Below are 20,881 nucleotides of genomic sequence, written 5' to 3'. Positions count from 1 at the left end.
TTTTAAATTGCCAATTTTTTATTTTTAAGATGTTTTGAAAATAAACTTTATATTTTGTAAATTTATTGATTGTATTTCTTGAACAAATAGGATTTTCCACAAATAAAGCCTATAATTTAAACATAATTTTAACCACAAGAGATTTAAAACATGCTTTTAAAATTTGCGACGCGTTTCATGGGGATTTTGGTGGCAGTACTTATCGTATTTGCTCTAGGGATTCACTTTTTATTTCCTGCAAAACTTACAATTGATTTGTGGATCATTGTTGTTCCTCTAATTTTGGGTGTGCCAATTGTCTTCTCGGTTTTACTTGCTAAAGATGATGAATTAAACCCTGAATTAGTTAACTAATTCTTTATTTACTCAAATTATTTTCAAGAGCCCATTTTACAATGGGCTTTTTATATTGTTGTATATTTTCAATTAGAGTTAGTTTATGTAAATCATATAATTATGCAAAATAATAAAATTCAAGTCTTTAAAAATTTACTTTGATGATCATTACAAGGCAAAATATCTAAAAATTTATTTAAGCGCCCTAAAAAGATAGTATGAATAACTTTGAGTTCGAAATAGAGTCACATCCACTTCAACCATTTTTACCAAGCAATGCAAAACTACTGATGTTAGGTAGCTTTCCACCTCCAAAAGAACGCTGGAAAATGGATTTTTATTATCCAAATTATCAAAACGACATGTGGCGGATTTTTGGTTATTTGTTCTTCGATGATAAGAACTATTTTTTAGATCTCGAAAATAAAAATTTTAAGCAGCAGCAAATCCATGATTTTTTAATTGAAAAGGGGATTGCCATTTTTGATACTGCTGTTCAAGTTCAACGCTTAAAAGGCAATGCTTCTGATAAGTTTTTACAGATTGTGACACCGACCAATTTACAGGATTTACTTGAGCAAATTCCTCAGTGCAATACGCTGATGACGACGGGTGATAAAGCCACGGATACATTGATGCTGTCTTTACCTGAAAATACCGAAAAGCCCCAGATAGGGCAATCTACTCAAACTTATTTTGTAAGTCGGTGGCTTGATTTATATCGTATGCCGTCATCGTCCAGAGCTTATCCTTTAGCGCTCGAAAAAAAAGCAGAAGCTTATCGTGTACTCTTTGAAAATATTGGTTTAATTTAAAGAAAAATCAAAGAGAAAAAATATGAATATCGATGTTCCAAGTCCAATAGATTTAAAAAAATATCAGGACGCAAAACAGTGGGAGTTAACGGCAAATCTTAAGCGACCGTGGCGTTATGATTTTTTTGATTATTATGCACAAAAAATTGCGCAAGGCACTGATGCTCAGTTACACATTTTAGAGTTAGGATCAGGGCCAGGATTTTTAGGCAAGTATTTGTTAGAACGTTTGCCTAATATTCAATATACAGCCTTTGATTTTTCAGAAGTCATGCATACGCTAGCTTTGCAAAAGCTTAGCCCAGATGAATATCAACGAACGACTTACTTATTGGGTGATTTCAAGCAAGCCAACTGGCAAAAGAGCCTAGACCAATTTGACTATATTATTATTCATCAGGCTTTACATGAATTAAGACATAAAAGCCATGCATTAGACTTCCATAAGGCAGTAATCAGTTTACTCAAACCGAAAGCAACTTATTTTGTCTGTGATCATCTTTTTGCTGAAGATGCGATGCAAAATAATGAGCTGTATATGTCTAAAACTGAACATTTATCAGTCTTAAAACAGGCAGGCTTTATTTCCATTGATATTCAATTAGAAATACAGGGCTTATGCCTATTTGAATGTAAAGTCTAATCACATCATCCATTCAATAGGTAAGCAAGCCATAAATTTCATTACAAGACGTTGAAATTTTGTGGTTTTAGGGTCATGAGCGTATTTTATAGTTTCACCATTCTCAAGATATTCTGTCCAGATCACATTGCCTTGTTGATCCAGACTCAACTCATAGCATGTTAATGGCAAAAATTTGTCAAGATCATCAGTAATATTTTGTTGAAGTTCTTCAGATTCAACAACCAATCCAACTTCAGTATTGATATGCGCAGAACGAGGATCAAAGTTGAATGAACCGATAAACACTTTGCCTTCGATATCAAAAAATTTTGCGTGTAAGCTCGAATTACTTTTTCCTTTAGCAGGTATGACTCGACCAGTTAGTTTTTCATACCATGTTGGTTTTTTTCTCGGAATAATGGATTTTAACTCGTAAAGTTTGACGCCACTTTCCAGTAAAGCTTGACGATATTTACTATAGAAAGCATGGACAATGGCAACATCATTTGCAATGAATGAATTGGTTAAAATGCGTATTTTTATGCCTTGTCGACTTTGCTTACTTAAAAAAGCTGTACCTGAGCGAGTGGGTACAAAATAAGCAGAAACCAATTCTAGATGATTTGAAGGGTAGCCCATAAGCTGAGCAATTTGATGATAAATTAATTCATCCTGTCTCGATTCACCTAAAATTTTCTGTGGAACATCTGCAACGAAATAAGCTTTCTTCCATCGTAATGAATAATTTTTTAATATATTATCTAATTCACTTTGAGCTTCATAAATTTTCTTTTCAACTGGCGTATCAATTTCATTGAATTGCTTAAAAAGCTGTTTTAGTTTTGATTCATCATTCGATTTTGTAGCCCCGACAAAATGTCGAATAGGTAGACTTAACGAGAAATTCCAGAAGTTTTGAAATACATCGACCGCATGAGTGACAGCAGTTCCATAAAAAAGAATATCCAGATCAAAAAATTGAAATTCGTTACCAGCTTCAAAATATTCGCCACTAATATTACGCCCGCCTGTGACAGCAATACAATCATCAGCAATGATCAGTTTATTGTGCATTCGATGATTAATTGCTTTTGCTCTAAATAAGTAATCTAGTACACGTAACTTTCTGAATTTGTAAGGATTAAATAGGCGAATTTCAAAAGCTGGGTTGTCTGAAAGTGCCCGTAAAATAGGATCGAGTCCATTTCCGTTTTGATCATCGATCAGTAACCGAATCTTAATCCCTCGGTTTGCTGCCTTGTATAACTCATTCAACATGAGCTGACCAATAAAATCGTTATTCCATATATAATATTGTAAATCGAGAGTTCGCTTGGCGTTCCGAATCAAAAAAATTCGTGATGCAATACTAACAAAAGCATCATCTAAAGCGACATAAGCGGTTAAACCTTGTTCTATTTTTTTTACCGCATCTTGATCATTTAACCAGTCAAAGTTCATAAGTCTGTATCTCTCAAAATATTTCTTATCATATTCAATCCGTCATAAATTTTTATTACAAACATTTGTCTCCTGTTATTTGGTTTTCTATTTTAGAAAAACGCTATTTTCAGATGGTGAGGATATATCTATATGATATTGATATTTCACATGTAAGATCAGATATTTAGTTGTTTTTTTGTAGTCATTTAATAGTTATATCTAAAATTTTATTGTCCATTTGCTTTATTGTTTGAATTAATAGATATACTATACTGGGGTATAGTATAAAAAGATGCAAAAGAGAGGGCTTATGCCTAAGCAAATTGAAGACAAAAAGAAAATTATACTTCGCCTTCGCAAAATTCAGGGTCAAGTTCAGGCCATTGAACGTGCACTCGAAAATGACACTTCATGTAACGCAATTCTTCAACAAATTTGTGCAACACGTGGTGCGATGAATGGTCTAATGAATGAAGTGCTGGAAATCCATTTCAAAGACACTCTAGTTGAGGGAGAGACGACAGAACAACAGCGTTATGAAGAATTAGCTGAGATTACCAAAATTCTGAAATCTTATTTAAAGTAAATACAAAAGGAGAGAAAGCATGAAATCACGTGCTGCTGTTGCATTTGGTCCAGGTCAACCCTTACAGATTGTAGAAGTGGATGTCGCTCCACCCAAGGCAGGTGAAGTCCTGATCAAAATCAGTCATACAGGAGTTTGTCATACCGATGCATTTACTTTATCGGGTGATGATCCTGAAGGTGTATTTCCTGCCATATTAGGGCATGAAGGTGCTGGTGTTGTGGTTGAAGTCGGTGAGGGCGTTACCAGTGTCAAACCCGGCGATCATGTGATTCCACTTTATACAGCTGAATGCGGCGAGTGTTTATTTTGTAAGTCAGGCAAAACGAACCTATGTGTTGCTGTTCGTGCTACACAAGGTAAAGGTGTTATGCCAGATGGTACGACACGTTTTTCTTATAATGGCGAGCCCATTTATCACTATATGGGATGTTCAACCTTCAGTGAATATACAGTGGTTGCCGAAGTTTCTTTGGCAAAAATTAATCCTGAAGCGAATCATGAACAAGTTTGCTTACTTGGATGTGGTGTCACCACAGGAATTGGTGCAGTGCACAATACTGCTAAAGTGCAGGAAGGTGACAGCGTTGCAGTATTTGGTCTAGGGGGGATTGGACTGGCGGTGGTACAAGGTGCACGTCAGGCAAAAGCAGGTCGCATCATCGTAATCGATATGAATCCAGACAAGTTTGAACTGGCGAAACAATTTGGTGCAACAGATTTTCTTAATCCGAAAGATTATGACAAACCTATTCAGCAAGTGATTGTAGAAATGACAGGTTGGGGAGTCGATCACTCCTTTGAATGTATTGGCAATGTCAATGTGATGCGTTCAGCACTTGAATGTGCGCATCGTGGTTGGGGTCAATCTGTGATTATTGGTGTCGCGGGCGCAGGTCAAGAAATCTCAACACGTCCATTTCAGTTGGTCACAGGTCGTAAGTGGATGGGAACAGCTTTTGGTGGTGTAAAAGGACGTAGCCAGCTTCCAAAAATGGTCGAAGATGCGATGAAAGGTGAAATTCAACTTGAACCATTTGTGACCCATACCATGCCACTTGATGAAATCAACCTTGCTTTTGATTTGATGCATGAAGGTAAGTCAATCCGTAGTGTGATTCATTATTAACCAAGCTTGTGTATTTCTAATCTGAACCAAAATAACAAATGCAAATAAACAAGAGCGTCGTCACGACGCTCTTCGTTCATTTAAAAGAGCTGCAATCTTGACCTCATGGATGATTCCACATTGTTTTACAAAATAATCATCATGAGATACTAATATAATTGCGCCATTAAAACTTTGAATTGATTTTGCCAGCAGTTCTCTGGACTCTATATCAAGATGGTTTTCTGGTTCATCCAATAGTAAAAGATCAATTGAATTTAATGGATGAGCCATGGCAATTAAAGCGACTTTTAATTGTTCACCACCACTCAATTCGGATAATGGGTGTAATACTTTATCTCCACGCAATCGTAATTGCCCCAGCAAATTTCTCCAAAACTCTGCTGTTTGATCTGGGTTTAAATCCATTAAATTCTCAAGTGCTGACAGCCGTTGATCTAAAAAGCTAAAGTTTTGATCTAGATACAAGCTACGACTTAAACTTAAAGAATCATGATTTTCATTTGAAGAATCTCTAGATAAAATTCTAAGCAAAGTAGATTTTCCACTTCCATTTTCACCTACCAAATGAATTTTTTCTTTGGACTGTAAAGAAAAATTGAAGTGAGCATTTTGTAAATAGGGATGAGGCGTGTTTGCTAATCTCAAAATTTCACCTGATTTTTGAACAGCAGATGAAAATTCAAATTGCTGCGATTTAACTGTTTCTAGTCGCTGTTTTTTATTGCAAAGCGATAACTGTTCCTGATGTAACTGACACTGTTGTTGTCGAATAAGTTGACCTGATTGTTGAGTTGCCTGCTCTCGTTTAAAATCCAAAATGACTTTCGCTTGTGATCCTGTTTTGCGCTTTTTGTTTGCGCTAGCCTGTCTTTTTTGATTCTTCATCAATATTTGATGTTGTTGTACAACCTGTTGCTTGAGTTGACGTTTTTCTTGCTCAATATCCTGTTCAAGAGCGTGACGTTGTAAAGCTGATTGTTTCGCATAATGGGTGTAGTTTCCAGAGAAATGGGAAATACCAAACTCATTAAATTCCAAGATATGCTGCATTTCATCTAATAACAAACGATCATGACTAATAATTAAAGATCCCATGGTATGCGCTTTTAAACATGAAATTAACCATTTTCTACTGACACAATCCAGATGATTACTGGGCTCATCCAATAAAAGATAATGATCCTTTAAGGCAAATAAGCGACATAGAGCCAGTTTGGTTTTCTGTCCTTCACTCAATAAATGTACAGAAAAGTTAAGATCAAGGGGTAATCCTGCCTGTTCTAATTGCTGTTGCCATTCGTAAGGTAAGTGCCATTTATCTTCGACCAGATCGTAATCCTGAAATGAAGCTGAACTATTTTCGATCCGTTTAAAAGCATCAACTAAATTTTGAATATCCAATACTTGAGCAATGGTATTACCCCTTAGTCGGTTGAATTGAGATAGATATGCGACAGGACATTGCCAATGAATCTGTCCAATAAAGCTGAATTTAGAAACTTGCGCCAAACACTGCATTAAGAGTGATTTACCTTGACCATTACGACCAATGAGACCGGTGCATTGCTGTATGGGAAGATTAAAGTGAAGTTGATCAAAAATATTTTTGGAATGAATGTCTAAGCTAAGCTGCTGAATAATACACGCCTGTTGGGTCATAAGACCTCCTCATACAACAGGATGTACAAAATAGAAAGTAAATAAAAATAGGTAAAACAACAAAGTAGAAGTCTATTTTGTACATCAATTACAAGAAAGTGAAATTGATAAAAATAGGACTTACTTCATTGGCAGAAACTCGATTGAGCAAAAAGGGGGAATGCTCATCTTAATGCTTTGTATATTTATTCGTCAATAAATAAATTATGAAAAACACTTGTCAATTTCCCAAACACAGAGTATGTTTGGCATCAAGATATGTTTTATTTAACTGAAATAGCAATGTTAAAACAACCTATGATCAACAACGCTTATTATTACTTTTGGCAATTTAAATAGTTGCCTGAACGCATTCGGGCAGCAAAATAGTTGCCCTTCAAGTTAATACCTGATCGGCAACCCCGATCAGGTTTTTTTATATCTATTTCATACCTTTATTTTGGAGATGTGCCGTGTATAACTTGATGACTTCATATTTTAGCAATGTTTATTGGTTTTACTTTAGTCAAAACCTACAACTGAATAGACCCACATCGCTCAAATAAATGATCGGACTGAAAATAGAGTCAGTCCAAAGGAAATAGTCAAATGAATGCGCTCAATAAAACTTTAATTGCACAAAATACTTCAAAAGAAATCTCGCTTAGCTTGCCATGTGAATTAAAAGCGGCATATCCGCTATCTTCTACTTTTGCCAAACAAATTGCTGAACGTCGTCAAACCATCCAAAATATACTTTCAGGCAAAGATTCACGATTAATGGTGATTGCTGGTCCATGTTCAATTCATGACCCTGTATCTGCATTAGAATACGCAGAAAAATTGATCAAATTACAAGAACAGGTTAAAGATCAAATTTTTCTGGTCATGCGCGCTTATATTGAAAAACCACGCACAACAGTCGGTTGGAAAGGCTTTTTGTATGATCCAAATCTTGATGGATCATCAGATTTGCAATTGGGTTTGGAAAAATCACGCGCTTTATATTTACAGATCATTGAAATGGGTTTACCGATTGCCAGTGAAATTCTAAGCCCTATGGCAACAGCTTATTTTGATGATCTTTTGGCTTGGGGAGCAATTGGCGCGCGTACCAGTGAATCACAGATTCATCGTGAAATTTCCAGTCATATGCCGTATGCAATTGGTTTTAAAAATGGCACAGATGGTTCAATCCAGATTGCGCTTGATGCGATTCAATCGGCGGAAAACCAACATCAGTTTTTGGGAATGAATCAGCAGGGTTTACCTGCAATTTTACAAAGCAAAGGTAATCCATTGGCACATTTGATTTTACGTGGTGCCAATCATGGCCCGAATTATGATCTCACTTCGATCGAGCGGATTAAAGCCGACTATAGCAGCAAATACCAAGGTGAATTACCTGCACTGGTGATTGATTGTAGCCATGGCAACAGTTCGAAAGACCCAATGAAACAACCTGAAGTATTAAAGCAAATCATTACAGAGCGAACTGTTAGCAACGTTCGTGGTGTTATGTTAGAGAGTCATTTGGTCGATGGTCAACAAAAAATTTCATGCGATATGACCTATGGCCAGTCAGTCACAGATGGTTGCTTGGGTTGGGATAAAACTGAAGCTTTATTGTTAGAGATGGCTGATCAACTGGGTCAAAACATATTACGTCAATCGGCTTAAATCCTGAAAAACCATCTCCCTTATAATTGTGGGAGATGGGTGATTTTACTTACAGACCAGCTTCGTATTCAGTATTGGAGAGAAGTTGCTCTACATCTGCGATATTGTCTGGTTTAATTTTATAAATCCAGCCTTTACCATAAGGATCATCGTTAATAAAATCAGGATCATCTTCAAGCGATGTATTGATTTCAATCACAGTACCAGAAACAGGTGCATGAATATCTGATGCGGTTTTGACCGATTCGACCACACCCGCTTGAGCACCCGCAGTGAGATGACTTCCAACTTCAGGAACTTCAACATAGACAAGATCACCAAGTGCATCCTGAGCATGATCACTAATCCCAGTGACTACAAGATCACCCTCAATTTTTGCCCATTCATGCGTACTCGCATATTTCAATTCAGAAGGATGATTCATTGCAGCTCCTTAACATCCAAAGTTTGCTTATTTTGAAAGTGGTTATACAGGTTTTTAAATAAAAATAAAAGCTTATAAATAAGGGTCTTTGCGCCAGTTACTAGGGCTACGACCACTCCAGCGTTTAAAAGCACGACTAAAATTGGCAACATCTGAGTAACCTAGTTCATCAGCAATTTGCTCAAGACTATAATCTGTTCTTGAAAGTAGGGAGGTTGCATGGCGATACCGAACTTCATCGACCAAAGTTGAGAAAGAAGTTCCTTCGGCTGCAAGCTGACGTTTTAAAGTCCGATCAGACATATGTAAACGTTCAGCAACGCTTTCAATGCTTAAATAATGCTGTTCAGAATGAGTCAAAATATCGCGGACGCGCATAGCCAAACGACGGCGTTCACCTAAGGCAGATAGTTCAGATTCACATTGATTAATCGCAATCTGACTCGCAATCGGGTCGGCATTCACCATTTTTAATCCCAAATATTGCTTATCAAAACTAGATATGAGATGCGGTTGTTCAAAACGCATATCGATATTCATTTTATTCAAATATTTATCGAAACCTTCAGGTTTTTGAAAATCCAGATCTACTTCACCTGTTAATTCTTCATTACCCGTCAACGCTTTAGCCATGCTCATGATGCCAATGGTCAATGCCAGAATAATTTCAGTTCGCAAGGGTTCAAGATCAAAATCACACTGTAATTGTAATGTTGCTTTCGGCCCAAAAGTCGAGAAGTAAAGCTGTAAAAAGGGCATGCGTAATTGAATAAAACGCGTTGCTAAAGCCAAAGCATCGGTAATGTCATGCGCAGTCATAATGGCATAACCAATAAATCCATGAATGGAAATACGCATCTGATTGCCAAGATGATAACCCAACGTCGTTTCACCTGTTAAACGCAAAGCATGTTTAACCAATTCATTGGCAACATGAATAGGAATCCGATATTCGGGATCGGCCAATTGCTCACTGGTTAAATGAAATGGAGCAAATAGGGTTTGATCGTTATATCCCCAACGCGACACGACATCTAATAGCAATAAGCCATAAACGCCTGGTATTCCTTGTTCTTGACGAGCTGAATTAATTTTCATTCGCTATCCGTGGCTTTACATGTGCTTCGTTTAAACTGTTACATCTTGGCATGAAATTTAAAATAAAAATACTGAAATTGTTGGACAAAATTTCATGCCTATCATTTATACATTTTTCCTAAAAACGACAATTTTGGTGGTCGAGATCAGTAATACGTCACCATTCTGATTCAGTGCTTGTGTGATATAGCTCACAATACCACGATCATTTTTAGTTTTTGAAGGTACAATTGCAGTAATTTCAACTTCAACATGGATTTTATCACCAGGACGTGTAGGGCGTGGCCAACGTAAACTTGATTCTGAGCCAATTAAGCCTCCTTGAATAGAAAAGCATTCTGTCCATAATCGCATGGTGACAGCCGCAGTATGCCAACCACTGGCGGCTAATCCCTGAAATATCGAACTTTTTTCTGCTTCTGCTTCGTCTAGATGAAAAGGTTGGGGATCATATTGACCTGCAAACTGTTTAATTTCTTCAAGCGTCATTTCATATTCACGGCTAATGAAACGATCCCCAACGTTTAAATCTTCCAGATACAGCATTATTATTTGTCCTCAACTTCATGTTGTTCAACTAAAAAACCGCCCGTTTGACGTTTCCATAACTGGGCATATAAACCATTTTGTTCAATCAATTGTTCATGCGTACCTTGTTCCACAATTCGACCTTCATCCAAAACAATTAAGCGATCCATTTGCGCAATGGTGGATAGTCGATGTGCAATGGCAATCACAGTTTTATCTTGCATCAGTGCATCAAGGCTAGACTGAATCGCGGCTTCGACTTCTGAATCCAGCGCACTGGTGGCTTCATCCAAGATTAAAATAGGAGCATCTTTTAAAAATACTCGTGCAATCGCAATACGTTGACGCTGACCACCTGAAAGCTTGACACCGCGTTCGCCTACATAAGCGTCGTAACCTTTACGACCACGCATATCGGTTAATTGTGGGATAAAATCCTCAGCTTGTGCCTTTTTCACAGCTTCATAGATTTCTTGCCATGTCGCATCAGGTTTGCCATATTTAATATTTTCAGCCACGGTACGGTGCAAAAGTGAAGTATCTTGAGTGACCAACGCGATATTGGCTCTTAAGCTATCTTGGGTTACATCTTCAATGTTTTGTCCATCAATCAAAATACGACCTTGGTTGAGGGTATAAAAATGTAAAAGCAATTGAATGAGTGTTGATTTTCCTGCACCTGAACGACCTACGACACCAATTTTTTCACCTGGACGGATATTAAGATTAAAATGATCGATGACGTTCTTTTTATTGTAGGCAAAACAGACATCCTCAAATTTAATATTGCCTTGGCTCACGATTAAAGGTTTGGCATCTGGTTTATCTTGAATATTCACTGGCTTGCCAAGCGTTTGCATCCCGTCTTGGATGGTACCGACATTTTCAAATAGCATGGATGTTTGCCACATCATAAATTCTGACATGCTATTGAGCTTTAAAATCATGGCAGTGGTAGCGGCAATAACCCCCAAACCCGCCTGACCATTGAGCCATAACCATACAGCAGTTCCAATCACGCCAATAAATAATACTGCGCTTAATAGGGTGGTAATGACTTCAAATAAAGTACCTAAACGCATTTGGCGAAATACAGTTTCCATGAATTCAATCATGGATTCTTTGGCATATTGACTTTCACGACCTGCATGTGCAAAGAGTTTTACGGTTTGAATATTGGTATAAGCATCGGTGACTCGTCCTGTCATTACCGCACGTGCGTCGGCTTGTTCTTCTGAAACCTTGCTCAGACGAGGAACAAAAAGCCATGTACTTAAAATAAATAAGCCGAGCCATATCGATAATGGAATCAGTAAAATCGGCGAAACTGCACCCAGTACTGCACTTATGGTGATAAAATAGACAATAACATAAACCAATATATCGCCTAAAATCATCCAGAACTCACGTACAGCCAGAGCAGTTTGCATGACTTTGGAAGATAAACGTCCTGCAAAGTCGTTATGAAAAAAATCAAGCCCTTGTTGTAATAACAAGTTATGAAAACGCCAGCGTAATCGCATCGGAAAACTGCTAAATAAAATTTGATGTTTTACGATGGACTGCAAACAAACAAATAAAATATTGGCAAAAAGAATAAGCGTTAAAATAATCAGATGTTGCGTATGATTTTCTAGAAAATTACTAGGTTGACTTTGGCTAAGCCAATCGACCAAATGACCAATTTGTGAAAACAGTAAAGCTTCAAAACTGGCTGCGCCTGCTGCACACAAAATCAATAAAATCAGGAAAGGACGAACACCTTTGGTCGACTGCCATACAAATGCAAAAAAGGAAGTAGGCAATGGCTCGTTTAAATTTGTTTCAGGATAGGGATTAACCAGTTTTTCGAACCATTGCAGCAGCATAATAGTCTCTTAATTTTTTTGCGTAAAATTCTCAACGATTATACCCGATGATAAAGATTTCACATCAGTACCTGATGGTGCTTGATAAATTCTTAATCCAAATTCTGGAATAATTGCGAGTAAATGATCAAAGATATCTGATTGTATCGCTTCATAGGCAGTCCATACAGTGGTATTTGTGAATGCATAGATTTCAAGTGGCAAACCATCACTGGTCGGCTGTAATTGACGTACCATCAAGGACTGATTTTGCGCAATTCCAGAATGTTGTTTTAAATAAAACTCAATATAGGCTCGAAATGTACCAAGGTTGGTCAAACGACGCTGGTTATACACGGTCTGATTGCTCAACTGATGATTAAAATTTTCCAGTTCAGATTGCTTGGTATCTAAGTATTGATCTAGTAATAAAAAATTCTTTAACTTCTCTTGTTCGTGTTCAGTCATAAAATGAACACTGCTTTGATCAATAAATAATGCTCGCTTAATGCGTCGAGCACCCGCTTCACTCATACCACGCCAGTTTATAAAGGTATCTGTAACTAGCTTATTGGTTGGAATGGTAGTGTACGTTTTGTCAAAATTCTGTACGGTCACCGTATGTAATGACATATCAATGACATCGCCATCCGCATTGAGTGATGGCATTGAAATCCAGTCGCCAATACGTACCATATCGTAGGATGAAATCTGAACACTGGCGACCAATGAAAGAATGGTATTTTGAAAGACCAACATCAAGATGGTTGCCATTGCACCAAAACCCGCGAGCAAGGTAAATACATCTTTTTTGAGGAATGTACCTAAAACCATCAAAGCGCAGACGATGAAAATCATCAACTTAACCAGCTGTAAATAACCTTTAATGGGTTTATTTTTAGCGTTGGGGTTGCGTTGATAAACCAGATTAAAGATGTTCAGCATTTCGCTGATCGCAAGGGCAATGGTTAAAAAGATAAAGGCTTGCGATGCCATCTGTACAAAAATAATTATTTTTTCAGATAGATGGGGAACAGTGGTAATGCCATTCATAATGACAATCGCAGGAACAATATTGGCAATACGACGAATCACACTATGCTGTGCAAAAATGGACTGGTTTGCGGATTTAATTTTGCTGATGAGTTTGCGAATACCACGAACAACCACTTGTTTCGCAACAAAATTAGCAATTACCGCTAAAAAAATAAGGATACCGAGTGACGTCAACATCTCAAGCCATGGATATTGATCAATCCAGTTTTCGACATCACGGAAAAGCTTTAAGAAATCCAAACCTTTACACCTTTGTACAAATAAATAATTGTGTAGAGTGTAAAGGCTTGGCTTTGTAACATTGTATAAAGATACTTTTTTTATACGATTTAAATCAGACTTTTTACAATAATAAAATCAAATATTTAACTCAGGAGAATTACCACATTAAATCGTCTGGAATAACATAAGCCGCGTATGGATCTTCCTCATCGGTGGTCTTCTCATTGTTTTGAGCATGATTGACCAGAATGAATCCTTCCATCTTCTGGTTAATTTTATCAGCCAGTGCTTTAGGCAAATAGGCGTAGCTTTCCTGATCCTTTGCAATCACTAAACTACCAGACACTAAGGCATTATAAATAGTCTGAGAGATATAGACCTTTTTGACTTTGTTGTCGTCAATAAACTGGTAGGCGATATCACCTTCAAATTCTTTGATTTTATGCTGAGAAATCATCTGAATAATAGCTGCTTTTAATGCTTTTTCTTCTAACAGACGCTGTTTTTCCTGATTGAGTGCTTGATCCTTTTCAAGCTTGTCGAGTTTATTCTTTTCAATATTCGCTTTCAACTCGGCTTCATTACTTTGACCCGTGCGATGTTCATGTTGAGTTTGTTTATTCAACTTTTTTGCTTTTTTATTATCGACTAAACCTGCTTTAAGCAGTTGTGCCTGTAGTGCATTTTTAACCATAACTATTTCCAAAACTATTGATGCAAAGAAGAATGACGAAGATAAATGAACCAGTAAGCGATACTGAGAATCAAACTTAAAGTTGCAGGAACTAAAAAGGCCTGAATAGAGAGCAGCGGATGGATCAGCGCGGCAGCGACACCACCCAAAAAGAATCCGATTAAAATCAGCAAATGCAAAGTAATACGGCGTTTATCTAGCGGTAAACCTCGTGCCTTATAACCAAGAGCCAAACCAATATCGGTGAGAACTCCCGATAAATGTGTGGTACGAATAATTGTACCTTTGTAATGACTCACCATCGCATTTTGTATTCCCATGGCTGCACATGCCCAAAGTAGCCCATAACGAGGGAAATATGGAAGTAGCAACCACGAAATAAAAATAAATAAAGCCACCAGACTTAGTGGAATACCATAGCGACGACCTAACTGGAACTGGCTATTTCCAAGTATAAAGCCACTATAAAATGAACCAAGTACGAAGCAAACAATAACAAAAACCAGATAAATAATATTATGGACTTTCCAGTCTACCAAATCCATTGCCAACATACTGACATTGCCGGTCATGTGAGAAATGGATTGATGCAACACCGTAATCAATGACAAGACGTTAATCATTCCAGCATTCATCGCGAGTAAAAATGCTGCAAATTGAACCCAATTTGGTAAACTTTGAAAAGGCATAAGACCTCAACCTGAACGATAGTTATTTTTTTGATGCAATATCAACCGCTGCTGTAAATATCACATCTGTTGATGAATTCAGTGCAGTTTCGCTTGAATCCTGTAATACACTAATCACCATGCCAATCGCAACGACTTGCATAGCGACATCAGAAGGAATACCGAATAAACCACAGGCTACTGGAATTAATAATAATGAACCGCCAGCAACACCTGAAGCACCGCATGCTGATACTGTAGCAACAATAGATAGAATAATCATAGTAAGAATATCAACATGAATACCTAAAGTATGCACGGCTGCCAGCGTTAATACCGTAATTGTCACTGCCGCTCCGGCCATATTAATCGTGGCACCAAGCGGGATAGCAACGCTAGCGGTTGCCTCATTTACCCCTAAACGTTTGGCCAAATCTAGATTGACTGGAATATTGGCTGCTGAGCTTCGAGTGAAAAATGCAGTGATGCCACTTTCTCTTAAACATTTCAGCACGAGAGGGTATGGATTTGAACGAATCACGATTGCCACTAAAATTGGGTTAATGACCAAAGCGACAAAAACCATAGTGCCTAATAAAACCGCAATTAACTGAGCATAATTTTTTAAAGTTGCCAAACCTGCATCGGCAAATGTCACTGCAACAAGACCAAAAATACCCAACGGCGCAAAACTAATCACCACTTGAATAATTTGATTCACCGCTAGCGATATATCTGTCAAAACTTGTTTAGTTGTATCTGAACTATGTCGTAAAGCAATACCCAAGCCAACAGCCCAACCTAAGATGCCAATAAAGTTTGCTTCAGCAATCGCTTGCACGGGATTTGCTACAAAACTCAGCAGTAGATTTTTTAAAATCTCACTCAGGCTACTTGCAGGCTGTAGCTCGGTTTGAGCATCAGCATTGAGATACAAAAAACTTGGGAAAAAATGACTGGCCACAATGGCACATAAGGCAGCTAAAATCATGCCAACAGCGTATAAAATTAGTATAGGTCTTAGATTGGCATTATGACCCACTTTAAAATTGGCAATAGAGCTCATGACCAACACAAAAACTAAAATGGGAGCAACCGACTTTAATGCTTTAATAAATAACTCGCCAAGTAAACTTAAATAAGGCGTAAAACTTGGAAAAAATACAGCTACAAAAAAACCTAAAATAATGGCAATCAATATCTTAGTAACAAGACTCAGACGAGAAAAAATCGATAACATAAACAAGCCTTAGCGACATACAGCTAAATCAGCAAAAAAAGTATTTTATACAGAATGATCTTGAAGCTTAAGTTTTTTTTAAAAGAGTTCAAAAAAATACTGAATTTAAAAAAAGTAAGATGCTGATATCCAATAAAAAATCTAAATCATTACGGGGCAATAAAGACGATAAAGTGTACCCAAAACTTCAACCATTTTTTGGTCTTTGATTGAGTAAAAAATCTGCTTACCTGCACGACGCGTATCGACCACTTCACTTTTACGTAACATCATTAACTGTTGCGAAAGTGTGGGTTGAGTAATGTGGGTTCGTTCTTCAATCTGAGATACGTTGAGTTCTTCTTGTGCAAGATGGCACAAAATAAGTAAGCGGTCTGTATTCGCCAGAGACTTTAAAATAGTCACAACCTTATCGGCTGAATTTCTCATCTGCTCGATTTGGAACTCTTTTTGCATCATTTTACCCTCAATTTTACCGCGGGCATCAGTATAGAACGAATACATCCAAATGACGTGAAATAAAATCTTAACATAATTAATTTTACAGGAATTTTATAAAAATAATAACGCTACAAAATCATAATTAGAGCAAATTATGAGTGAATGTAGAAAATCTAAAAAGATGTCACTTGAAAAAAAAGTTGTGCTTTTCTAGAACTTATTTATAATAAGAAGCATTCATACAGACCTGTATGTATAACTTTATAATAATTTTAGATTGTTAAGTTTGATAAAACAAAGAGAGGGTACAAGCATGAAAATCAACATCATTATGTTTTCTAAGATTAGTACATAAATCTCCACGTATATGTACTAATAAATAAGAAGGCATAATTTAATTATGCACATTCAACTTTTTAAATAAATTTATTTTATTGATAAAGTTGCTTAGGTTTCAGACGCAAGCGTGAAATAAAACAATGATAAAAATAAAATAAGAATATCACTCACGCTTTATTTCTTTACATCTGTCTTTCAAATTCAATCAAACGTTCAACGCGCGCCCAATACTCATCAATATCAACTGAATCTTTATCAATTTGCGCTTGCATGGTCATCCCATCCAAAATACTCACCAGTAAATTGGCAAGAGAGGCGGTTTTTTTTATTTGAAGATGCTGCAATAAGTCAAGAATTGTACTGGTCAACCATTCTTTATATTCAAGTGCTGGACGAATGGTGGAAGGATAGATTTTAAAGACTTCTTCGACTGCTTTTTGAAACATACAGCCATTAAAATCATCAGTATGAAACCATGCCGAATACCAAAAATAAATCGCTTTAATTCGACCTAGAAAGTCATTTTCATCGCATGCGTCTAATGACGCAGTTAGAGATTCTTGTAAATTCATATTACGTTGATCTAAACATTCTTCGATTAGTCTGGCTTTTGAAGGAAAGTATTTATAAAAAGTCATTTTAGCAACACCTGACTCTTGAATAATACGATCTACACCAACTGAGTTATAGCTATTGGCGTTAAAAAGACGTAAGGCGGTATGAATAATGTCATCTTTTTTCGACATATTTTTGGATTCCTGCTAAATACATCATCATTTGGCGTACAGCGGCGATAATTAGATAATTTAGTAAATAATTTCTACAGTATAACATTTAAGTTAAAGCTTAAATGAAAATGTGATAAAAATTTAACCACTTAGCGTGGTTTTGTCGCGTTTATAAGATAATACAAATAATCAGCTCAAATAGCCGATTTTATTGCATCTGATTTTCCATAACTTATTTATTTTTAAAATTTTTTATCGTGCATCGAGTTTGACTATAGATCAGTTATTTGTTTTTTTATATACTGAATACTCTGTATATGAAGTATAAATCCATGATTCAGAATCTTTCATTTACGCAATCTGAACACTCACGTACTGAAGCAATTGCTTTTATTCAAAATGCGATACCAGTTGATATATGGACATCCAATACAGAGTTAGTGAAACAGTTCAGAGTAGAGATTGATCAGCATGCTTTATTTGAGCACGACATTTTAAAAAATCTGAAAGCACAACAGTTAGATCTACAACAGTTAAAAATAATACATATCAATTATTTAAATTGTATCGTAAAAATTTTTACCGATGCCTTGAGTATGCTGATTTTTCAAGCACAACAGTTGGAAAATAATTCAAATATTTATACTCAAAATCGAATTTTATCCAAAATTTATGCACGTTATTTGCTTTCCCTTAATTTACTGGATGAATTAGGATTTGATACTGCGCAGCTTGAGCAAAGTTCTGCTGCGAAGTCTCATCTTGCTTATTATTTAAAGATTTTGGAAACCTTTGGTGCAGATCCTCTTTCTCAAAACAATATCGAATCTGAAGCTTTAGAGGTTCAGAGTTTTATTCGTGAACACTATGACAATTACTTAGCATTATTAGTTATTTTGTCTATTACTGAAAAACAGGTCATTATTTTTAGTGAAGCCTTACATATTAATCTGAAAAAATTTGGTGAAATGTTTGATCAGGGCTATTACGCATGTCACGGTTTTGCCAATGATCAGGATAATCTAGCCAATGATGATAACCATGCAAATGATCTTTGGTCACTGTTCATTCAGGCGATTCACCCCGAAAATGAATCAGAGCTACGTGACATTGCCCAGCGTTATTTAGCACTTTGGCAAGCTTTCTGGACAAAAATGTATCAAATCACTCGAACTCCAGTAAAAATATAACGGCACAACTTTTTCTTAAGGGATGATCTCTGCGCAGATCGAACTGTGCCAACTTAAATCAGGTCCCCAAGTCCGAAAGCCTTTGGTATCGATATGAATTCGACCTGTACTGTAAACGCCTAAACCCATATTATATTTTTGTCCTTCAGTTTGCCAAAATTTGCACAGTTTTAGCTTACTATTTGCGATGGCGATGCGATCATTTGCATTGGGGAATTCTGGACCTATGCGAAAGTCAACTGCTGCATTTTGCATATGACTCGATGACTTCGCTCCATTTACACAGCTATTTAGAGTAGGGGAACGATAGCTAGAGGTCAGTTCGAAATCATCTAATATGCCATTTTTGACTAAATGAGATAACAAATTTAGAGTTGGAACAATATTCGGCCATACATTCGGTTCTGGCACATCGTATTCATCATAATGGCATTCTTGCCAACCCCGCGCTGAACGGAAAAACTCAAAATCTGGAGCAACGAGTTGTACACCTTGTTGCTTTAAATAGTATTTATAACTTTTCACTCGATCGGCATTGCGCGGATGTGCAATCCAGACAAAATAAGAAACAGGCGTATGTTTATGTAATTTTTTAATTTCTGGAGTTTTAGCAATATTTTCAGGAAATGAGTTTCTTTGCGGGGATTGACTACATGCGGTTAATCCTAAGATAAAGAGACTTGTACTCAATAAATATTTGACAGAAATCATGCAGGCATCTTAAATCTTGAATATTGTTATAATATAACACTTATTCATTCATAGAGAAAAATTTCCTTTGAACTTGATTCAGAATTTTATTTGAATAAAAGGGAGGTTGTGTTCCTCCCAACGTTATAAACTAGTTTAGTTCCAAGACAATTTTACCAATATGCTCACTTTGCTCCATTGTTGTATGTGCTTTCGCCACATCTTCAAATGCAAAGGTTTTATAAATAATAGGAAGGCTTTTATCTTGTTCTAATAATGGCCAAACCGTTTGCTTTAATGATTGAGTAATCTCAGCTTTTTCTTGATCAGTTCGCGCGCGCATGGTTGAACCTGTGACATTTGCTCGCTTTAAAATGAGTTGTTGTAAGTCAAACTCTTTTGCCATACGTCCCCCCATAAAACCCAGAATAACCAAACGCCCATCTCGTTTGAGTAGATTCATATTTTGAATAAAGTATTTCGCACCCACAATATCCAAAATAACATCAACGCCTTTTTGCTCTGTTTTTTCTAAGACAACTTTTTCAAAATCATCTTTTTTGTAGTTGATTGCTGTACTTATCTCGCTAAGTTCATCAACTTTCACATCAGTTCCTACTGTACAAAAAGTCTGAATACCCAACGCATTGCAAATGGAGAGAGCGGTTGTTCCGATCCCGCTTGCACCCCCGTGAATCAAGGCAGTTTCTCCAACTTTGAGTTGACCAATATCAAATAGATTTGCCCACACTGTGTAATAGGTTTCAGGAATTGCTGCTGCTTGAACAAAATTTAAATTTTCTGGAATAATTAGCGTTTGAGTTGCAGGTACGATGCAATATTCTGCATAACCACCACCATTGGTGAGCGCACAAACTCGATCACCAATTTTAAAATCTCGAACATTCTCACCAATCGCTGCCACAATCCCTGCAACTTCAAGTCCTGGAATCGGGGTAACTCCTTTAGGCATAGGATAGAGTCCTTTACGCTGCAATACATCAGGACGATTGATTCCAGCAGCTTTGACCTGAATCAAAATTTCATTGGATTTCGGTTGAGGAATCTCAGCTTCAACAATTTTTAAAACTTCAGGTTCACCCGGTTGTGAGATTTCAATATGTCGCATAGTGTTTGGCAGGGTGGTCATGGATAACTCCTTTATAATCTGAAAACTTATTAAATTTATGTTAAATTTATGAAGTTTATAAGCTATTGATTAAATATGAAATTTAACGTTTAAGGATTAGTTTACATCGTATATTACAATTAGTCAGGAAGATATATTGAGATTTTCATACGAATTACAATAGATGATTTTGTTATGAAATTTGCTGTTGGGTGCATTTTGAGTCCTTTTATTTGCGATAACGACCACTCAAAGACGATAAATCACTTTTAAATGATAATAATTATCATTATAATTAATGTTGAAATAATTTAAAATCATGCGAAATTAAA

At 36.6% G+C, this 20,881-nt stretch carries 21 protein-coding genes; 7 read left to right on the top strand and 14 right to left on the bottom strand.

Annotated elements, in window-relative coordinates:
* Positions 1–150: 150 nt before the first annotated feature.
* The 3 genes from I6L31_RS03045 (at position 151) to I6L31_RS03035 (ending at position 1,794) form a co-directional block, all read left to right on the top strand.
* On the top strand, positions 151–354 hold the full coding sequence (locus I6L31_RS03045) for a hypothetical protein (RefSeq protein ID WP_005004449.1): 204 nt from the start codon (positions 151–153) through the stop codon (positions 352–354).
* A 200-nt stretch (positions 355–554) separates the two neighbouring features.
* Positions 555–1,151, top strand: coding sequence for a uracil-DNA glycosylase family protein (locus I6L31_RS03040; RefSeq protein ID WP_005004448.1), 597 nt, complete (start codon positions 555–557; stop codon positions 1,149–1,151).
* A 22-nt stretch (positions 1,152–1,173) separates the two neighbouring features.
* Entirely contained in the window at positions 1,174–1,794 is a 621-nt protein-coding gene (locus I6L31_RS03035) for a class I SAM-dependent methyltransferase (protein ID WP_005004447.1), read from the top strand.
* On the opposite strand, the gene I6L31_RS03030 is transcribed toward I6L31_RS03035, so the two are convergent.
* Entirely contained in the window at positions 1,795–3,237 is a 1,443-nt protein-coding gene (locus tag I6L31_RS03030; RefSeq protein ID WP_005004445.1) for a phospholipase D family protein, read from the bottom strand.
* Positions 3,238–3,529: 292 nt separating this feature from the next.
* Here I6L31_RS03030 and I6L31_RS03025 point away from each other — a divergent pair, with 292 nt between their 5' ends.
* Positions 3,530–3,805 carry a metal/formaldehyde-sensitive transcriptional repressor gene (locus I6L31_RS03025; protein WP_004987776.1) on the top strand — a complete coding sequence of 92 codons (276 nt, stop codon included), beginning with the start codon at positions 3,530–3,532 and terminating at the stop codon, positions 3,803–3,805.
* Between the two features lie 19 nt (positions 3,806–3,824).
* Positions 3,825–4,934: an S-(hydroxymethyl)glutathione dehydrogenase/class III alcohol dehydrogenase gene (locus tag I6L31_RS03020; RefSeq protein WP_004987774.1), complete on the top strand. Its 1,110-nt coding sequence runs from the start codon at positions 3,825–3,827 to the stop codon at positions 4,932–4,934.
* A gap of 60 nt (positions 4,935–4,994) precedes the next feature.
* Here I6L31_RS03020 and I6L31_RS03015 read toward each other — a convergent pair whose 3' ends face one another.
* The gene (locus I6L31_RS03015; protein ID WP_005004444.1) at positions 4,995–6,596 is read right to left on the bottom strand and encodes an ATP-binding cassette domain-containing protein; all 1,602 of its coding nucleotides are present in this window, start codon (positions 6,594–6,596) and stop codon (positions 4,995–4,997) included.
* Between the two features lie 588 nt (positions 6,597–7,184).
* On the opposite strand from I6L31_RS03015, the gene I6L31_RS03010 reads away from it, so the two are divergent.
* Positions 7,185–8,255, top strand: a complete 1,071-nt coding sequence (locus I6L31_RS03010) for a 3-deoxy-7-phosphoheptulonate synthase (RefSeq protein ID WP_005004436.1) — start codon at positions 7,185–7,187, stop codon at positions 8,253–8,255.
* Between the two features lie 49 nt (positions 8,256–8,304).
* Here the strand turns inward: I6L31_RS03010 and gcvH are convergent, their stop codons facing one another.
* From gcvH to I6L31_RS02960, 10 genes are all read right to left on the bottom strand, one after another.
* A complete protein-coding gene (gcvH, locus tag I6L31_RS03005; protein WP_005004433.1) occupies positions 8,305–8,679 on the bottom strand; it encodes a glycine cleavage system protein GcvH in 375 nt (124 codons plus the stop codon).
* A gap of 72 nt (positions 8,680–8,751) precedes the next feature.
* On the bottom strand, positions 8,752–9,777 hold the full coding sequence (locus I6L31_RS03000) for an AraC family transcriptional regulator (RefSeq protein WP_005004432.1): 1,026 nt from the start codon (positions 9,775–9,777) through the stop codon (positions 8,752–8,754).
* Between the two features lie 105 nt (positions 9,778–9,882).
* Positions 9,883–10,323, bottom strand: coding sequence for a MaoC family dehydratase (locus I6L31_RS02995; protein WP_005004430.1), 441 nt, complete (start codon positions 10,321–10,323; stop codon positions 9,883–9,885).
* A gap of 2 nt (positions 10,324–10,325) precedes the next feature.
* Positions 10,326–12,170 carry an ABC transporter ATP-binding protein gene (locus I6L31_RS02990; protein WP_119686191.1) on the bottom strand — a complete coding sequence of 615 codons (1,845 nt, stop codon included), beginning with the start codon at positions 12,168–12,170 and terminating at the stop codon, positions 10,326–10,328.
* Positions 12,171–12,182: 12 nt separating this feature from the next.
* The gene (locus I6L31_RS02985) at positions 12,183–13,448 is read right to left on the bottom strand and encodes a mechanosensitive ion channel family protein (RefSeq protein ID WP_005004418.1); all 1,266 of its coding nucleotides are present in this window, start codon (positions 13,446–13,448) and stop codon (positions 12,183–12,185) included.
* Between the two features lie 139 nt (positions 13,449–13,587).
* Complete coding sequence (locus tag I6L31_RS02980; RefSeq protein ID WP_005004417.1) at positions 13,588–14,124, bottom strand: DUF2058 domain-containing protein; 537 nt, start codon at positions 14,122–14,124, stop codon at positions 13,588–13,590.
* 14 nt (positions 14,125–14,138) lie between these two features.
* Complete coding sequence (locus tag I6L31_RS02975) at positions 14,139–14,813, bottom strand: YoaK family protein (RefSeq protein ID WP_004987763.1); 675 nt, start codon at positions 14,811–14,813, stop codon at positions 14,139–14,141.
* 22 nt (positions 14,814–14,835) lie between these two features.
* Positions 14,836–16,032 (bottom strand): serine/threonine transporter SstT, encoded by a 1,197-nt coding sequence (gene sstT, locus I6L31_RS02970; protein WP_004987761.1) that lies wholly within the window; start codon positions 16,030–16,032, stop codon positions 14,836–14,838.
* 141 nt (positions 16,033–16,173) lie between these two features.
* Positions 16,174–16,488 carry an ArsR/SmtB family transcription factor gene (locus tag I6L31_RS02965; RefSeq protein ID WP_034698510.1) on the bottom strand — a complete coding sequence of 105 codons (315 nt, stop codon included), beginning with the start codon at positions 16,486–16,488 and terminating at the stop codon, positions 16,174–16,176.
* Positions 16,489–16,994: 506 nt separating this feature from the next.
* Entirely contained in the window at positions 16,995–17,558 is a 564-nt protein-coding gene (locus I6L31_RS02960; protein ID WP_005004413.1) for a TetR/AcrR family transcriptional regulator, read from the bottom strand.
* Between the two features lie 314 nt (positions 17,559–17,872).
* On the opposite strand from I6L31_RS02960, the gene I6L31_RS02955 reads away from it, so the two are divergent.
* The gene (locus tag I6L31_RS02955) at positions 17,873–18,730 is read left to right on the top strand and encodes a hypothetical protein (protein WP_005004411.1); all 858 of its coding nucleotides are present in this window, start codon (positions 17,873–17,875) and stop codon (positions 18,728–18,730) included.
* Positions 18,731–18,745: 15 nt separating this feature from the next.
* Here I6L31_RS02955 and I6L31_RS02950 read toward each other — a convergent pair whose 3' ends face one another.
* A complete protein-coding gene (locus I6L31_RS02950; protein WP_005004409.1) occupies positions 18,746–19,441 on the bottom strand; it encodes a YcbK family protein in 696 nt (231 codons plus the stop codon).
* A gap of 130 nt (positions 19,442–19,571) precedes the next feature.
* Entirely contained in the window at positions 19,572–20,570 is a 999-nt protein-coding gene (locus I6L31_RS02945; protein ID WP_005004407.1) for an NAD(P)H-quinone oxidoreductase, read from the bottom strand.
* Positions 20,571–20,881: the final 311 nt, after the last annotated feature.

The organism is Acinetobacter septicus (genome assembly GCF_019355975.1).
GTDB classification, from domain to species: Bacteria; Pseudomonadota; Gammaproteobacteria; order Pseudomonadales; family Moraxellaceae; genus Acinetobacter; species Acinetobacter ursingii.
The sequence above is the reverse complement of the archived record's forward strand: the minus strand, read 5'-3'. Positions and strand labels throughout refer to the sequence as shown.

Bases quoted from the DNA above. Each gene is read 5' to 3' on its own strand.
- I6L31_RS03025 (WP_004987776.1), top strand. From the start codon at position 3,530: ATGCCTAAGCAAATTGAAGACAAAAAGAAAATTATACTTCGCCTTCGC.
- I6L31_RS02975 (WP_004987763.1), bottom strand. From the start codon at position 14,813: ATGCCTTTTCAAAGTTTACCAAATTGGGTTCAATTTGCAGCATTTTTA.
- I6L31_RS03030 (WP_005004445.1), bottom strand. From the start codon at position 3,237: ATGAACTTTGACTGGTTAAATGATCAAGATGCGGTAAAAAAAATAGAA.
- I6L31_RS03045 (WP_005004449.1), top strand. From the start codon at position 151: ATGCTTTTAAAATTTGCGACGCGTTTCATGGGGATTTTGGTGGCAGTA.
- I6L31_RS02955 (WP_005004411.1), top strand. From the start codon at position 17,873: ATGATTCAGAATCTTTCATTTACGCAATCTGAACACTCACGTACTGAA.
- gcvH (WP_005004433.1), bottom strand. From the start codon at position 8,679: ATGAATCATCCTTCTGAATTGAAATATGCGAGTACGCATGAATGGGCA.
- I6L31_RS02960 (WP_005004413.1), bottom strand. From the start codon at position 17,558: ATGTCGAAAAAAGATGACATTATTCATACCGCCTTACGTCTTTTTAAC.
- I6L31_RS02950 (WP_005004409.1), bottom strand. From the start codon at position 19,441: ATGATTTCTGTCAAATATTTATTGAGTACAAGTCTCTTTATCTTAGGA.
- I6L31_RS02965 (WP_034698510.1), bottom strand. From the start codon at position 16,488: ATGCAAAAAGAGTTCCAAATCGAGCAGATGAGAAATTCAGCCGATAAG.
- I6L31_RS03000 (WP_005004432.1), bottom strand. From the start codon at position 9,777: ATGAAAATTAATTCAGCTCGTCAAGAACAAGGAATACCAGGCGTTTAT.
- I6L31_RS03010 (WP_005004436.1), top strand. From the start codon at position 7,185: ATGAATGCGCTCAATAAAACTTTAATTGCACAAAATACTTCAAAAGAA.
- sstT (WP_004987761.1), bottom strand. From the start codon at position 16,032: ATGTTATCGATTTTTTCTCGTCTGAGTCTTGTTACTAAGATATTGATT.
- I6L31_RS02945 (WP_005004407.1), bottom strand. From the start codon at position 20,570: ATGACCACCCTGCCAAACACTATGCGACATATTGAAATCTCACAACCG.
- I6L31_RS03035 (WP_005004447.1), top strand. From the start codon at position 1,174: ATGAATATCGATGTTCCAAGTCCAATAGATTTAAAAAAATATCAGGAC.
- I6L31_RS02980 (WP_005004417.1), bottom strand. From the start codon at position 14,124: ATGGTTAAAAATGCACTACAGGCACAACTGCTTAAAGCAGGTTTAGTC.
- I6L31_RS02995 (WP_005004430.1), bottom strand. From the start codon at position 10,323: ATGCTGTATCTGGAAGATTTAAACGTTGGGGATCGTTTCATTAGCCGT.
- I6L31_RS03020 (WP_004987774.1), top strand. From the start codon at position 3,825: ATGAAATCACGTGCTGCTGTTGCATTTGGTCCAGGTCAACCCTTACAG.
- I6L31_RS03015 (WP_005004444.1), bottom strand. From the start codon at position 6,596: ATGACCCAACAGGCGTGTATTATTCAGCAGCTTAGCTTAGACATTCAT.
- I6L31_RS03040 (WP_005004448.1), top strand. From the start codon at position 555: ATGAATAACTTTGAGTTCGAAATAGAGTCACATCCACTTCAACCATTT.